At 74.5% G+C, this 15,157-nt stretch carries 13 protein-coding genes; 11 read left to right on the top strand and 2 right to left on the bottom strand.

Annotated elements, in window-relative coordinates; genetic code table 11:
* Nucleotide 1: 1 nt before the first annotated feature.
* The gene (locus EGX94_RS02570; protein WP_123825855.1) at nucleotides 2-1,033 is read right to left on the bottom strand and encodes an NlpC/P60 family protein; all 1,032 of its coding nucleotides are present in this window, start codon (nucleotides 1,031-1,033) and stop codon (nucleotides 2-4) included.
* A gap of 509 nt (nucleotides 1,034-1,542) precedes the next feature.
* Between EGX94_RS02570 and rplM the strand changes: the two genes are divergently transcribed.
* The 3 genes from rplM (at nucleotide 1,543) to glmM (ending at nucleotide 4,280) form a co-directional block, all read left to right on the top strand.
* The gene (gene rplM, locus EGX94_RS02565) at nucleotides 1,543-1,986 is read left to right on the top strand and encodes a 50S ribosomal protein L13 (RefSeq protein ID WP_021796122.1); all 444 of its coding nucleotides are present in this window, start codon (nucleotides 1,543-1,545) and stop codon (nucleotides 1,984-1,986) included.
* Nucleotides 1,987-2,000: 14 nt separating this feature from the next.
* Complete coding sequence (gene rpsI / locus EGX94_RS02560; protein WP_021796123.1) at nucleotides 2,001-2,522, top strand: 30S ribosomal protein S9; 522 nt, start codon at nucleotides 2,001-2,003, stop codon at nucleotides 2,520-2,522.
* Nucleotides 2,523-2,924: 402 nt separating this feature from the next.
* On the top strand, nucleotides 2,925-4,280 hold the full coding sequence (glmM, locus tag EGX94_RS02555) for a phosphoglucosamine mutase (RefSeq protein ID WP_021796121.1): 1,356 nt from the start codon (nucleotides 2,925-2,927) through the stop codon (nucleotides 4,278-4,280).
* Between the two features lie 11 nt (nucleotides 4,281-4,291).
* Here the strand turns inward: glmM and coaA are convergent, their stop codons facing one another.
* Nucleotides 4,292-5,272 carry a type I pantothenate kinase gene (gene coaA / locus EGX94_RS02550; RefSeq protein WP_051383694.1) on the bottom strand — a complete coding sequence of 327 codons (981 nt, stop codon included), beginning with the start codon at nucleotides 5,270-5,272 and terminating at the stop codon, nucleotides 4,292-4,294.
* 200 nt (nucleotides 5,273-5,472) lie between these two features.
* Between coaA and glmS the strand changes: the two genes are divergently transcribed.
* The 8 genes from glmS to tsaD all read left to right on the top strand — a co-directional run bounded on the left by glmS (nucleotide 5,473) and on the right by tsaD (nucleotide 15,087).
* Nucleotides 5,473-7,317 carry a glutamine--fructose-6-phosphate transaminase (isomerizing) gene (gene glmS / locus EGX94_RS02545; RefSeq protein WP_021796117.1) on the top strand — a complete coding sequence of 615 codons (1,845 nt, stop codon included), beginning with the start codon at nucleotides 5,473-5,475 and terminating at the stop codon, nucleotides 7,315-7,317.
* A gap of 10 nt (nucleotides 7,318-7,327) precedes the next feature.
* The gene (locus tag EGX94_RS02540) at nucleotides 7,328-7,696 is read left to right on the top strand and encodes a holo-ACP synthase (protein ID WP_028706150.1); all 369 of its coding nucleotides are present in this window, start codon (nucleotides 7,328-7,330) and stop codon (nucleotides 7,694-7,696) included.
* A 1-nt stretch (nucleotide 7,697) separates the two neighbouring features.
* Nucleotides 7,698-9,152 carry an NAD(P)H-hydrate epimerase gene (locus EGX94_RS02535; RefSeq protein ID WP_123825853.1) on the top strand — a complete coding sequence of 485 codons (1,455 nt, stop codon included), beginning with the start codon at nucleotides 7,698-7,700 and terminating at the stop codon, nucleotides 9,150-9,152.
* A 310-nt stretch (nucleotides 9,153-9,462) separates the two neighbouring features.
* Entirely contained in the window at nucleotides 9,463-11,376 is a 1,914-nt protein-coding gene (locus tag EGX94_RS02530; RefSeq protein WP_123825851.1) for a DEAD/DEAH box helicase, read from the top strand.
* Nucleotides 11,377-11,850: 474 nt separating this feature from the next.
* Nucleotides 11,851-12,816, top strand: coding sequence for a tRNA (adenosine(37)-N6)-threonylcarbamoyltransferase complex ATPase subunit type 1 TsaE (tsaE, locus tag EGX94_RS14160; protein WP_051245319.1), 966 nt, complete (start codon nucleotides 11,851-11,853; stop codon nucleotides 12,814-12,816).
* Nucleotides 12,813-13,514: a tRNA (adenosine(37)-N6)-threonylcarbamoyltransferase complex dimerization subunit type 1 TsaB gene (gene tsaB / locus EGX94_RS02520; protein WP_021796204.1), complete on the top strand. Its 702-nt coding sequence runs from the start codon at nucleotides 12,813-12,815 to the stop codon at nucleotides 13,512-13,514. Before tsaE ends, tsaB begins: the two co-directional genes overlap by 4 nt.
* Complete coding sequence (gene rimI, locus EGX94_RS02515; protein WP_021796206.1) at nucleotides 13,511-14,023, top strand: ribosomal protein S18-alanine N-acetyltransferase; 513 nt, start codon at nucleotides 13,511-13,513, stop codon at nucleotides 14,021-14,023. The genes tsaB and rimI overlap by 4 nt, the downstream gene beginning before the upstream one ends.
* The gene (tsaD, locus tag EGX94_RS02510; protein ID WP_021796205.1) at nucleotides 14,020-15,087 is read left to right on the top strand and encodes a tRNA (adenosine(37)-N6)-threonylcarbamoyltransferase complex transferase subunit TsaD; all 1,068 of its coding nucleotides are present in this window, start codon (nucleotides 14,020-14,022) and stop codon (nucleotides 15,085-15,087) included. Before rimI ends, tsaD begins: the two co-directional genes overlap by 4 nt.
* Nucleotides 15,088-15,157: the final 70 nt, after the last annotated feature.

Raw genomic sequence — 15,157 nt, 5'->3', positions numbered from 1 at the left:
GTCAGCCGGTCGCGCTGGGCAGCCAGACGGTGGACCAGCCGATGATCGGCTCGTGCCAGCCGTCGGCCGGCTCGTCGAGCGGGATGAGGCCGACACCGGTCGGGGCGCCGTTGGAGTAGATCATGCCGTCGCCCGCGTACATGGCGACGTGGCCGTAGGGATTGCCGGACGGGCCGCCGTCGTACCAGACGAGGGCGCCGACCGGGATGCTGTTCATGTCGGTGTGCATCTGGCCGGCGGCCTGGATGGTCGCGGCGGCGTCGGTGGCGGAGTTCACGCCGGCGCTGGAGTATCCGTAGAAGGCCGCCGACAGGGCGAGGCACATGTTGCCGTAGTTCTGGTCGCCGACCATCGACTTGGCCTTCTCGATGGCCTGGGCGGTGGACAGCGGGGCCTTCTGCCCGGGGGCGGTGACGCTCGCCGGGTCGACGGTCGGTGTGACGTCGACGGTGATGGGTTCGACCTCGACGACCTCGGGGGTCTCCTCGATGGCCGGATCGGCCTCGGCGCCGACCTGGTCGTCGGCGATGACCCCGGCGGTCTCGGCGTCCGTCGTGTCGAACGGGCTGGCGGTGCCCGAGGCCATGGCGTTCGTCGTGATGGCCAGACCGCCCGAGACGGTGCCGATCACGGCGGCCAGGCCGATGCCGGCGGCCATGAGGCGCGACCTGCCGTGGTGTCTGCGGGAGTCCGGCTCGGCCTTGATGAAGGCGCGTTCGGGGCCGGTGCCGTCGAGGGTCAGGGCGACGGGGACGACGGGCTCGGCGGCGCGCCGGGCGCGCCCGGCCCCCGTCGGCTCGTCGACGGGCTCGGCGGCCCGCAGCGGCCGCGGCGACTCGGTCGCCCGCAGCGACTCGGACAGGGCCCGGCGGGCGGCGGGAGCGGCGATGAACTCGTCGTCCGCGAGCGCCCGCCGGGCGCCGGTGGTGGAGGTGGTGGACATCGCCCTGCGTGCTGTGGTGACTGCAGTGATGGCGAGTGTCGCCGAGATCATGTCGGCGGACTGCTCGACCAGTGCCCTGCGTGCGCTCATGCAACGAATCCTCAAGGTCTGCGGGAGGGGAGCGGCGAAGAGAAGATCGTGCTCCCTGAATCAATTCCTGAGAAAGTCTAAGACTCTTCAGGAACCGGGTCAACTCGGGGGAGGAATCCGGTTGCCGTTCTCCGGGCCGCCGCACATGAGCCGCACATGACGGGGCACCGCCCCCGGTGCGGGGCGGGGTGATCCCGACGACCGGTACCCGTGGTGCGCGCCCGGCCGTTGCCCGCCCGCGTCCGGCGGTGGAGCCCCTGGCTCCGGCTCCTCCGGCGGGGGATCGGCGGCGGCAGCAGAGGGGTCCCGGCGGCGGGCGGCCGGGGCGATGGTCCCTCGCCATGCTTTGACCAGGGCGGGGTTCCCGGGCTATCGTTAGTCGCTGGTGTGCCTCCGCCATGGCGGTGCGCCGGTCCGGCGGGCTCTCGAGGGCGCCCCGAAGACCGCGCCCCGACAGTGCGGAGTGAACTCAGAACCCGTAGTGAACTAGTGGAAGATGGTCTGCGACCGTGTCTACCTACAGCCCGAAGCCCGGCGAAGTGACCAGGGCCTGGCATGTCATCGATGCCGAGGACGTCGTGCTCGGCCGTCTCGCCGTGACCGCTGCCACCCTGCTGCGCGGCAAGCACAAGCCCACCTACGCCCCGCACATCGACACCGGTGACTTCGTCATCGTCGTCAACGCGGGCAGGATCGCCCTCACCGGCAAGAAGCGCACCGATTCCCTGCGCTACGACCACTCCGGCCGTCCCGGCGGCCTGCGCGTCACCTCGATCGGCGAGCTCCTCGAGAAGGATCCCCGTCGGGCCGTCGAACGCGCCGTCTGGGGCATGATGCCGAAGAACAAGCTGAGCCGTCAGCAGATGAGGAAGCTGAAGGTGTACGCCGGCCCCGAGCATCCGCACGCGGCCCAGGCTCCCCAGCCCTACCAGATCACCCAGATTGCGCAGTGAGCGAGGAATTGACTGTGTCCGAGACCGCCAACGAGGACGTCGAGACCGGCACGACGCCGTTCACCGACGAGAACGACCGCGAGATCGCCTACCGCTCCGACTCCACCGGTGCCGCCGGTGCCGGCGCCGCTGAGCGCCCGGCCGTCATCGCGCCCGGCGCCGGCACGGGCCGTCGCAAGGAGGCCGTGGCGCGCGTGCGCCTCGTCCCCGGCACCGGCTCCTACCGCGTCAACGGCCGCACCCTCGAGGAGTACTTCCCCAACAAGGTGCACCAGCAGCTCATCAACGAGCCCTTCGTCACCGCCGGCGCCACCGGCGCCTACGACGTCATCGCCCGCATCGACGGCGGCGGCACGACCGGACAGGCCGGCGCCCTGCGCCTCGGCATCGCCCGCGCCCTCAACGCCATCGACGCGGAGGTGAACCGCCCGGTCCTCAAGAAGGCCGGCCTGCTCACCCGTGACGCCCGCGTCAAGGAGCGCAAGAAGGCCGGCCTCAAGAAGGCCCGCAAGGCCCCGCAGTACTCCAAGCGCTGATTCGTCGCGCCCGTCGCACGGCCCGGTCCCGCCTCCCGTCCCCGCTCCGCGCTCTGCTCCCGCCCCGGTCGCCTCCGAGGCGAGGCGGAGGGGGACGGACGGGTCCGGGCCGTCGTCGTCCCCGCGGAGCACGAAGGAGGGCGCCCACGGGCCCGGCCGGCGTGCGGGCCGCTGCCGTCGCCCGTTCCGCGGGCGTGGCGCCCCGTCCTCCCCGAGGGGGGAGAGTCGCACCCTCACCGAGGAGATGTGCGGCCACGTCATGCGCCCTCCCCCGGGCGGGGGAGTCGGGTGCCCGGCCACGTGCTCCCGCCGCCCCCGTCCTCGGGCGATGCGCGGCCGGCGGTCGCCCCCGGGCGATGGACGGGATCGGGTGCACCGCGGGTGATGAGTAGAGTTCCACCCATGGCTCGATTGTTCGGAACCGACGGCGTCCGCGGCGTCGCCAACGGTGACCTCACAGCAGAACTCGCCCTCGGCCTGTCCGTCGCCGCAGCGCATGTGCTCGGCGAGGTCGGCGCCTTCGACGGCCGGCGGCCGGTGGCGATCGTCGGACGCGACACCCGCATCTCGGGGGAGTTCCTCCAGGCCGCTGTCATGGCGGGCCTCGCCAGCGCCGGCGTGGACGTCGTCGACGTCGGCGTCATCCCGACCCCGGGCCTGGCCCACCTGGTCGCCGCTCAGGAGGTCGACCTGGGCGTCATGCTCTCGGCGAGCCACAACCCGATGCCCGACAACGGCATCAAGTTCTTCGCCCGCGGCGGCGTCAAGCTCGACGACGCCATCGAGGACGCCATCCAGGAGCGCATGGGCGAGAACTGGCGGCGCCCCACCGGCGCCGACGTCGGCCACGTCCGCCCCGACGACCGGCTCCTGGGCTCCTACATCGACCATCTCGTCGACTCCCTCGGCGGGACGAGCCTGGCGGGCCTGCGCATCGTCCTCGACTGCGCCAACGGCGCCTCCTCGGTCACCGCCGTACCGGCCTTCGGGGCGGCCGGCGCCGAGGTCATCGGCATCCACCGCAGCCCCGACGGCCTCAACATCAACGAGGGCTGCGGCTCGACGCACATCGAGAGCCTGCAGGCCGAGGTCGTCGCCCGCCGCGCGGACCTGGGCTTCGCCTTCGACGGCGACGCCGACCGCTGCCAGGGCGTCGACGCCCTGGGCCGCTGGATCGACGGCGACCAGATCATGGCCATCCTCGCGCTGGGGCTGCAGGCCCAGGGCAAGCTCGTCGAGAACACCCTCGTGGCGACGATCATGAGCAACCTCGGTCTCATCGTCGCGATGCGCGAGCACGGCATCCACGTCGACCAGACGAAGGTCGGGGACCGCTACGTGCTCGAGGACATGGCGGCCAACGGCTTCACCCTCGGCGGCGAGCAGTCCGGCCACGTCATCATGAGCGAGTTCGCCACCACCGGCGATGGCGTGCTGACCGGCCTCCACGTGGCCGCCGAGGTCGCCAGGAGCGGCACCGGCCTCGCCGAGCTGGCCTCCGTCATGACGCGCCTGCCGCAGTCCCTCGTCAACGTGCCCAACGTCGACAAGCTGCGCGCCGGCATCGACCCGGTCATCACGAGCCGGGTCACCGCGGCCGGCCGGGAGCTCGGCGATTCCGGGCGCGTCGTCCTGCGGCCCAGCGGCACCGAGCCGCTCGTGCGCGTCATGGTCGAGGCCGCCACCCAGGAGCAGGCCGACGAGATCGCCCACCGGCTCGCCGGCGTCGTGGCCGAACGGGTCGGCCTGCGGGGCTGACGGGCCGACCCTCAGATCTTGCGGATGCGCACCGTCGCGACGCGGTGGTCCGGGCCCTTGCGCAGGATCACCGTGGCGCGCGGGCGCGTCGGGGCGATGTTGTCGCGCAGGTTCGGGCCGTTGGTCCGGGCCCACACCCGGCGGGCGAGGGCGAGGAAGTCCTCGTCGCTCAGGTTCCGCCAGGCCCGGAAGAAGTTGTCGTCGTCCTCGGCGGCGGCGTGCAGATAGGCGAGCTGGCGCTCCATGTACCAGCGCTCGATGTCGTGCTCGTCGGCGTCGACGTAGACCGAGAAGTCGATGAAGTCGCTGATCGCGACCGAGGCCCGCTCGCTGCGCCCGGCGCTGGCCGGCTGGAGGACGTTGAGGCCCTCGAGGATGAGGATGTCGGGGCGGTGGATCTGCTCGCGCTCGCCCGGCACGATGTCGTAGAGGGTGTGGGAGTAGACCGGCGTCGAGACGTCGGGACGGCCCGACTTCACGTCCATGACGAAGCGCAGCAGCGCCCTCAGGTCGTAGCTCTCGGGGAAGCCCTTGCGCTGGAGCAGGCCGCGGGCCTCCAGCTCGGCGTTCGGCAGGAGGAAGCCGTCGGTGGTCACGAGCACCACGCGGGGACGGTTCTCACCGCGGGCCAGCAGCTCGCGCAGCAGCCGGGCCGTCGTCGACTTGCCGACGGCCACCGAGCCGGCGACGCCGACGATGAGCGGGGTGCGCGGCGTCGTGTCCGGGCTCAGGCCGAGGAAGCGGTTCTGGGCCCCCCACAGGCGCCCGCGGTTCGTGCGGTGCAGCTCGATGAGCCGGCTCAGCGGCAGGTAGACCTGCTCGACGTCGGACTCGTCGGTCGGGTCGTCGAGCCCCCGCAGGTGCTCAACGGTCGCCCGGTCGAGGCCGGGGGAGCCGCCGTCGGCCAGCCGTGCCCACTGCGCGCGGCCGACCTCGAACCAGGGGCCGTCGGCCGCCACGGCGTGACGGGCGACCACGTCGAGGGCCTCAATGGTGCGCGGCGGCCGGTCGTCCTCCGAGCCGGTGGGGTCTGATGAGCCTTGCACCCGTGCAGCCCACCACGTCACGGCGCCGATGTCCACTCGGCGCGACGGGCCGCGGCGATGAGAAGGTCGCCGCGCGGGTCCGCCGGGACGCCGAGCGGGTCGGGCCGTGCGCCCGCCCCGGCGCCGGGTGCCCCTAGAGTAGGACCATGTGCGGAATCATCGGTTACGTCGGCCCGCAGCAGGCCGTGAGCGTCATCATCGAGGGCCTGCGACGCCTCGAGTACCGCGGCTACGACTCCGCCGGGGTGGCCGTCGGCGCCGACGGCCGGATCGAGTGGCGCAAGAAGGCCGGCAAGATCGCCAACCTCGACGAGGAGCTGGCCGCCAGGCCGCTGCCCGCGTCGACCATCGGCATCGGGCACACCCGCTGGGCCACCCACGGCGGCCCCACCGACGCGAACGCCCACCCGCACCTGTCGGCCGACGGGCGCGTCGCGCTCGTCCACAACGGCATCATCGAGAACTTCGCCTCCCTGCGCGCCGAGCTGGTCGGGGAGGGCGTCGCCTTCCGCTCCGAGACCGACACCGAGGTCGCCGCCGTCCTGCTCGGACGCGAGCTCGACTCCGCCGGAGACCTCGCGGGCGCCATGCGCCGGGTCTGCTCCCACCTGGAGGGCGCCTTCACGCTCGTCGCCATCGACGCCCGGGACCCGACCCGCGTCGTCGCCGCCCGGCGCAACTCGCCGCTGGTCGTCGGCGTCGGCAGGGGCGAGAACTTCCTCGCCTCCGACGTGGCCGCCTTCATCGAGCACACGCGCGACGCCATCGAGCTGGGCCAGGACCAGGTCGTCGTCATCACCGCCGACACGATCGAGGTCACCGACTTCGAGGGCGGGCCCGTCGAGGTCAACCCCTACCACGTCGACTGGGACACCACCGCCGCCGAGAAGTCCGGTTACGACTGGTTCATGCGCAAGGAGATCTTCGAGCAGCCCCGGGCCGTCGCCGACACGCTCCTGGGGCGCTACTCCGACAACGGCGAACTCGTCCTCGACGAGATCCGCATCGGCCCCGAGGAGCTGCGCCGGGTCGACAAGATCATCATCATCGGCTGCGGCACCGCCTACTACGCCGGGATGGTCGCCAAGTACGTCATCGAGCACTGGACGCGCATCGGTTGCGAGGTCGAGCTGGCCAGCGAGTTCCGCTACCGCGACCCGATCGTCGACGCCAACACCCTGTGCGTGGCCATCAGCCAGTCCGGAGAGACCGCCGACACGCTGCAGGCCATCCGGCACGCCCGCGAGCAGGGCTCGAAGGTCATCGCCATCTGCAACACGAACGGCTCGACCATCCCGCGCGAGTCCGACGCCGTCATCTACACGCATGCCGGCCCGGAGATCGGGGTGGCCTCGACGAAGGGCTTCCTCACCCAGCTCATCGCCTGCTATCTGCTCGGCCTCTTCCTCGCCCAGGTGCGCGGCGTCAAGTTCGGCGACGAGATCGGCGCCGTCATGGACGAGCTCGCCGGCATGCCGCCGCGCATCCAGCGGCTGCTCGACGGCGCCGACGAGGTCTACGGGCTCGCCCACGAGCTCATCGACCAGGGCGACTACGTCTTCCTCGGTCGCCACGTCGGCTACCCGGCCGCCATGGAGGGCGCGCTCAAACTCAAGGAGATCGCCTATCTGCACGCCGAGGGCTTCGCCGCCGGCGAGCTCAAGCACGGCCCGATCGCCATCATCAACCCCGGCATGCCGGTCTTCGTCATCGTCCCGCCGGCGGGACGCGACCAGCTGCACGACAAGGTCGTGAGCAACATCCAGGAGGTGCGCGCCCGCGGGGCCCGCACCATCGTCCTGGCCGAGGAGGACGACGGCGAGGTCGACGCCTACGCCGAGCGGGTCATCCGCCTGCCGAGGGTGAGCACCCTGCTCCAGCCGGTCCTGGCCGTCGTGCCGCTCCAGCTGTTCGCCTGCGAGCTGGCCACGGCGCTCGGCAACGACGTCGACCAGCCGCGCAACCTGGCCAAGTCGGTCACCGTCGAGTAGGGGAGTGGACATGATCATCGGCGTGGGCATCGACGTCTGCTCGGTCGAGCGCTTCAGCGCCATGGTGGAGCGCCGGCCCGGCGTCCTCGACCGGCTGTTCAGCCCGGACGAGCGCCTCGCCCACGGGCTGCCGCGCGCCCCCGAGTCGCTCGCCGCCCGCTTCGCCGCCAAGGAGGCCCTCGCCAAGGCGCTCGGCGCCCCCGGGAACCTCTCGTGGCGCGACACGGAGATCGTCGTCGGCCCCGACCGTCGGCCCTCGCTCGTGGTGCGCGGCACGGTGCTGGCCCGCGCCGAGGAGCTGGGGGCCACCTGCTTCCACCTGTCGCTGAGCCACGACGGGCCGGTCTCCTGCGCCGTCGTCGTCGCGGAGGCGCGCTGAGATGCGCCCCGTCGCCACGGCGGAGACGATCAGGGCCGCAGAGCGGGCCTGGTTCGACGCGCACCCCGGCGAGGGGCTCATGGAGACCGCCGCCGCGCGCGTGAGCGCCACCGCCTGCGAGATGCTCGGCTCCGCCCCGGCGTCCCGCACCCGCGTGCTCGTCGTCGTCGGTCCCGGCAACAACGGCGGGGACGGCCTCTACGCGGCCCGCGACCTCGCCGCCGCCGGGATCGAGGTGGCGCTGTGGCCGACCTCCGCGCGCCGGCACGAGTCCGGCTGGGCCGCCGCCATCGCCTCCGGCGCCCACGAGGTCGACGCGGCGGCCGCCATGGCCGGGCTGGCCGACACCGATCTGGTCATCGACGCCGTGCTCGGCATCGGGGGCCGCCCCGGGCTGCGCGAACCGGTCGCCGAGCTCGCCCGCGCCTGCGCCGACCTGGCCGTGCCGGTCCTGTCCGTCGACGTGCCCTCGGGCCTGGACTCCGACGGCGCCGGAGCCGAGCACCCGGCCTGCTTCACGGCCGCCCGCACCGTCACCTTCGGGGCCCTCAAGCCCTGCCACGTCGCCCAGCCGGCCGCCTCCCGCTGCGGATGCGTCGAGGTGGCCGACATCGGCATCGACGTCACCGGTACCGGGCTCCTGGCCGCCGACCCCTGGGACGTCGCGGCCCGCTGGCCGGTGCCCGGGCCCGAGTCCGACAAGTACGCCCGTGGCGTCGTCGGCATCGACGCCGGCTCGGCCCGCTTCCCGGGCGCCGCCGTGCTCACCGCCTGCGGGGCCCTGCACGCCGGGGCCGGGTTCATCCGCTGCTGCGCGCCCGAGCCGGTGCCCGCCATGGTCGTCGCGGCGATGCCCTCGGTCACCCTCGGGCCTGGCCGCGTCCAGGCCTGGCTCGTCGGCCCCGGCTGGGGCGATCCCGGACGGAATCGGCGGCGCCTGGCCGAGCGGCTGGCCGACGGGGTGCCGCTCGTCGTCGACGCGGACGCCCTGGCCGAGTTGCCCGTCGCGCTGCCCGCCGGCTCGCTCGCGACCCCGCACGCAGGCGAGCTCGCCCGCATGCTGGGCGTCGAGCGCTCCAGCGTCCTCGCCGATCCCGTCGGCGCCGCCCGCGAGGGCGCCGACCGTTTCGGCACGACGGTGCTGCTCAAGGGCGCCGCCCAGTACGTCGCCGAGCCCGGCGGCCGCGTCACCGTCGCCCTGCCCGGCCCCGCCTGGACGGCGCAGGCCGGTTCGGGCGACGTCCTCGCCGGCATCTGCGCGACGCTGCTGGCGGCGGGCCTGGGACCCCGCTGGGCGGGCGTGCTCGGGGCCAGCGCCCAGGCGCTCGCCGCGGAGGCGATGCCCGGCCCGTACCCGCCCGACGCGCTCGCCCGCACGCTGCCCGCCCTCATCGCACGGCTCGCGGAGCGGGCTGGCGCCGCCTCCGGACGCCGGGACCGGCCCGCGCCGGCTTGACGGGGCGGATGGTGGAGCGTCCCGGCCCGCCGGGGTCGTGCCGATGGTGTCGGGACGAGGGCGCTCGTGAACCAAGAGCGCCCCGACTCACCGGGTCGTGCTCATCCGTACCGCACGCCGGGTGCCCCGGAGGGCGCGTCCCGGCTCGACGGGGGCGGCCGGTCGCGGCCGGTCTCCGTCCTCGCCGACGGTCTCGGCCCGGCTTGGCCCGGCCGCTATGCTGGATCGCCGGTGCGCGATGTGCGCACGAGGGGCCCGACCGGGAATTTCGACGCAGGGCTTCCGCTCCCGTCGTCTCGAAGGTTCCTCCATGTCCTCCTCCCATGATTCCGGCCGCCCTCGTCGTGGCCGCGGCTCCGACCGTGGCCGTTCCGCCCGCGAGCGCTCCTCCCGAGGCCGCGGCGGGCGCGACGAGCGGGACGCCCGTCCGCGCGCCTGGGGCCGTGACGAGTGGGAGGCCGGCACCGGCCGTCCCGCGCACCGCAGGACGTGGCGGCCCGCCGGAGACGACCGACGCCGGCCCGCCCGTCCGGCGCGCGGCGGGGACCGGTCCGAGGGCCGGGGCGACGACCGACGGCCAGCAGGCCGTGGTGCCGGCCGCCAGGCCCGGGGCCGGGACGAGCGCCGTGGCAGGGACCGTCATGGCGGGGATCGTCGTGAGGACCGCTGGAGCCGGGGCCGTCGTGAGGACCGGTGGGGTCGTGACCGCCGCGGTCGTGACGAGCGCCGCGGGTCGGCGGGGGACGTCGACCCCCAGTGGGCGCGCGCCCTCGACACCGACCCCGCCGTTCCCGAATCCGAGGCCGGTGCGTCCCCGGCCGCCGGGCCCGCGCCGGAGAACTCCGCGTCCCGCGCGGGCACCGGGCGCGTCGGGCGTCCGCGCGGCGAGCACCCGCACGGTTCCGTCGGCCTCGATCGGCCCGCGCACCGGCCCCGGCGCGGCCCGCGCTTCGCTGAACTCGGCGTGCCCGAGGCCATCGTCGCCGTCCTCGACGCACAGGGCATCACGACGGCCTTCCCGATCCAGGCGGCCGCCATCCCCGACGCCATGAGCGGACGCGACCTGCTCGGCCGCGGCCGGACCGGCTCGGGCAAGACCCTCGCCTTCGGTCTGCCCGCCCTCACCCGCCTGGGCACGGGCGGCGCCGCGCCCGGGCATCCCCGCGTTGTCCTGCTGGCTCCGACCCGCGAACTGGCCATGCAGGTGCACGACGTCCTGCGCCCGCTCGCCGGTGCCGTCGGCGTGCGCACCGTGCTCGTCGCCGGCGGCATGAGCTATACCCCGCAGCTGCGGGCCCTGCGCCACGGCGTCGACGTCGTCGTGGCCACGCCCGGACGGCTCGTCGATCTCGTGGAGCGGGGCGCCGCCCGTCTCGACCGGGTCGAGACCGTCGTCCTCGACGAGGCCGACGAGATGGCCGACATGGGTTTCGTGCCCGAGGTCACCCGCATCCTCGACGAGGTGCCCGCCGGGGCCCAGCACCTGCTGTTCAGCGCGACGCTCGACGAGCAGGTCGACGGGCTCGTGCACCGCTACCTCCACGACCCGGTCGTCCACGGCGTCGACTCCGCGCGGGCCTCGGTCACGACGATGCGCCACGAGGTCTGGGGCGTCAGCGCCCGCGAGAGGAGGCAGGTCATCGCGCAGGCCGTCAACCGGCCGGGACGCACGATCGTCTTCGTCCGCACCCAGCGCGACGCCGACGAGACCGCCGAGCGGCTCCGCGGGGCGGGCGTCATGGCCGGCGCCCTCCACGGCGGCCTGCCCCAGGGCATGCGCGCCCGCGTGCTCCACGCCTTCCGCGCCGGCAGGGTGCCGGTGCTCGTGGCCACCGATGTGGCCGCCCGCGGCATCGACGTCGACGACGTCTCGCTCGTCCTCCAGGCCGACCCGCCCCACGACGGCAAGGACTACCTGCACCGCGCCGGGCGCACCGCCCGCGCCGGCACCGACGGCCTGGTCGCCTCCATCGTGCTGCCCCGCCAGCGCCGCCGGATGGAGCGCATCCTGCGCGAGGCCGGCGTCCACGAGCGCCCCCACGGCGTGCGCCCCGGCGAACGGCTCGCCGAGCTGACCGGCGGCGCCGAGCCCGACGGCGAACCGATCAGCGCCGAGCGGTACAAGGCCCTCATCGCCCCGCCGCGCCCGGCCCGCAGGCAGGGGGGCCGCAGGGGCGTGCGCCGCGGTGGGCGGCCGTACCGGCGCAGGGGCTCCAGACAGTGAACCCGGCCACACGGCCGGACCACGGGCGTCGGCACGGCACCGGTCACCGATCCGGGTCGGCCAGCGGCCGAGCGCACCACGCGCCCCGACGAGACACGTCCGAGCCGGGAGGAGCCGACCCGTTCCGTGATGCGGACGTCGACACGCTGTGGGTCGGCGTTGCCATGGTCCTTGATCATACGCGGTTTTGCTGTTCCATCCCTGGTCAGGTTCGGGCGGGACGCGGCGGGCCGTCTGGTCGAGGTGACCCAGCCCACCGGCAGGTCGTACCGGTACGAGTGGGGCGAGTGCGGGCGCTGGGCCGCGACGGTCAGCACCGGCGAGGACCGTCGCGAGATCGTCCATGACGCGGATTCGCGGATCGTCGGGAGGCCTGGCCGACCGGGGCGATGCAGGGGACGGTTTCGGTCAGATGAAGGGCGACTCTGGCTGCCGGATCAGGCCCGGGTGGGTCACTCACTAGACTGGGCCGACGTGACCGATGACGACGTGCAGCTGAGACTGGCGGGCCCGCAGGACGCGCCCGCCGTGCTCGCCATCATCCACGAGGCCTTCGGGGCCAGACGAGCACTCGACCCCCCGCCCGAGGCGCTGAGCGACACCGTCGACGACGTGCGCGCCCGCATCGCAGACGGCGGCGGCATCATCGCCACCGTCGGCTGCCGCGACGCGGCCTGTCTGCTCATGAGCGCCCCCGACCCGGACACCCTCATGGTGCACAGGGTCAGCGTCCGGCCCCGGTTCCAGCACTGCGGGCTCGCCGCCCTCATCGTCCGCGCGGCGGGGGAGCGGGCCGCCGAGCAGGGGCTGCGCCGGCTCCAGCTCATGGCCCGCACCGACCTGCCCGAGGTCATCGGCTGGTGGCGCTCCCACGGGTTCAGCACCGACCACGAGGTGCCGGGGGGTCTCATCCTGGGCATCGACCTGCCCGTGGCCGTCGCCGTGCCCACGGCCGAGCAGATGCGCCGCCTCGGCGCGCTGCTGGCCGCCCGCCTGCGCGCCGGTGACCTGCTCGTCGCCAACGGCGGACTCGGCGCCGGCAAGACCACCCTCGCCCAGGGGATCGGCGCCGGCCTCGACGTCGAGGGGCCGGTCATCTCGCCCACCTTCGTCCTGTCCCGCGTGCACCGCGCCCGCGGCACCGGCCCCGATCTGGTGCACGTCGACGCCTACCGCATGGGCTCGGCCGCCGAGCTCGAGGACATCGACCTCGACGCCACCATGGACGATTCGGTCACCCTCGTCGAATGGGGCGCCGGGATGGCCGAGGGTCTGGCCCCCGACCGGCTCGACATCGACATCGCCCGCGGCGACGACCCGGCCGACGACACCCGCACCGTCTACCTCACCGGCCACGGCGACCGCTGGGCCGGCGAGAACCTTCACGGCCTGCGCGACGAACTCGCCGCACCGGCCGCCGAGGCCCAGGAGACCCGATGAGCGCCCATCCGCCCACCCGCCCGATCGGCTGGACGCTGGCCGTCGACACGTCGACCGTCGTCACCGCCGGCCTGGCCCGCGACGGCCGGACGGTCGCCTCCGAGCAGGCGGGCGACAACCACTCCCACGTCGAACTGCTCGTGCCGACCATCCAGGCCGTCCTGGCGGACGCGGGCATCGGCTGGGCCGACCTCGCGGCGATCGGCGTCGGGGTCGGGCCCGGCCCGTTCACCGGGCTGCGGGTGGGCGTGGCCACCGCCGTCACCGCCGGTATCGCGGCGGGCGTGCCCGTCATCGGCGTGTGCAGCCTCGACGCCATCGCCGCCCAGTGGGCCGCCCGGGGCGCGCCGGCGGAGTTCATCATCGCCTCCGACGCCCGGCGCAGGGAGCTCTACTGGGCCGCCTACCGTGACGGACGTCGCGTCGGCCAGCCGCGGGTGAGCGCCCCGGCCGTCCTTCCCGAGCTGCCCACCGCCGGGCCCGGCGTGCGCGTCTACCCGGACCTGCTCGCCCCCCGCCGCCCCGGCGACGCGCCGCTCGGGCTCGACGCCGGCCTCCTCGCCGCCCACCTGCACGAGCTGCCCGACGTCGGCCTCGAGCCGCTGTACCTGCGCACACCCGACGCCGCACCGCCCACCGCGCGCAAGTCGGCGCTCACCGGGCGCCGTCACCGTCTGCGCCCCGGGACGGCGCAGTGAACGCCGCCGTCGGCCTGCCCGTGAGACGCGGCGAGCGCCTCGGCGCCGCCCACCTGCCCGGTCTGCTCGCCCTGGAGGACCTCGGGTTCCCCCCGCGCGAGCGCTGGAGCGCACGGTCGTGGACGAGTGAGCTGACCCGTCCCGGCAACCGGGCACTGGGGGCGTACTCCGGCGAACTGCTGGTCGCCGCCGGCGTCGTCGGGGTGCTCTACGAGGACGCCGAGCTGCTGCGCATCGTCGTCGCCCCGGCCCACCGCGGCCGGGGCGTGGCCGCCGCCCTGCTCGCCCGGCTGCTCGCCGAGGCCGCCTCGGCCGGGGCGCGCCGGATGCTGCTGGAGGTCCGCCACGACAACACCTCCGCGTTGGCCCTCTACGGGCGGGCCGGTTTCACCCGCATCGACGTCCGCGCCGACTACTACGGGCCAGGGGCCGACGCCCTCGTCATGGAGGCCCCGATCACCCCGCCGGACACGACCCGACCCGACACGGGCGAAGGAGGACGACCATGAGCGAACCTCTCGTGCTGGGCATCGAGTCCAGCTGCGACGAGACCTCGGTGGGCATCGTGCGCGGCGAGCAGCTGCTCGCCAACGAGGTCGCCAGCTCCATGGAGCTGCACGCCCGCTTCGGCGGCGTCGTGCCCGAGGTGGCCTCGCGCGCCCACTTGGAGGCCATCGGCCCCGCCCTGCGCCGCGCGGTCGCCGCGGCCGACGTCGACCTGTCGGAGCTCGACGCCGTCGCCGTCACCGCCGGGCCGGGCCTCATGGGCTCCCTCGTCGTCGGGTTGGCCGCGGCGAAGACCCTTGCGGCGGTCCTCGGCAGGCCGCTGTACGGGCTCAACCACCTCGTCGGCCATGTCGCCGTCGACCTGCTCGACCATCCCGCCGGCGAACCGGCCCGGCCGCTGGCCCGCCCCACGCTGGCGCTGCTCGTCTCGGGCGGTCACACCCAGCTGCTGCGGGTGGGGAACATCACCGGCGACGTCGTCGAGGTCGGCACGACGATCGACGACGCCGCCGGCGAGGCCTACGACAAGGTCGCCCGGCTGCTCGGCCTGCCCTACCCGGGCGGGCCGGTCATCGACGAGGCCGCCCGGGGCGGCGACCCGACGGCCATCCGCTTCCCGCGCGGCCTCACCGCCCCGCACGACATGGCCCGGCACCGCTTCGACTACTCCTTCTCGGGCCTCAAGACCGCCGTCGCGCGCTGGGTCGAGACGCGCCGCCTCGACGGCCTCGACGTGCCGGTGGCCGACGTGGCGGCCTCCTTCCAGGAGGCCGTCGCCGACGTCATCACCGCCAAGGCCGTCGACGCCGCCCGGCACCACGGCATCACGGACATGATCATCGGCGGGGGCGTCGCCGCGAACTCGCGGCTGCGCACCCTGCTGGCCGAGCGCACCGCCACCGCCGGTGTCGTGCTGCGTCGGCCGCGGCCGGGGCTGTGCACCGACAACGGCGCCATGATCGCCGTGCTCGGCGCCCAGATCGTCGAGGCCGGGCTGGAGCCCTCCGGCCTGGGCATCGGCGCCGACTCGGGGCTGCCGGTCGGGACGGTCGTCGTACGCGACTGACCCGCCGTCGGTCGCGACTGCGCTCCGACGGCCCGCGGAGCGCGCGTCCACCGGGCGGGGCCGCCGGGCC

The sequence above is a fragment of the Propionibacterium acidifaciens genome (assembly GCF_003798325.1).
In the GTDB taxonomy this organism is placed as follows: Bacteria; Actinomycetota; Actinomycetes; order Propionibacteriales; family Propionibacteriaceae; genus Propionibacterium; species Propionibacterium acidifaciens.
Note: the sequence above shows the minus strand (reverse complement) of the source record. Positions and strands in the feature narration are given on the sequence as shown.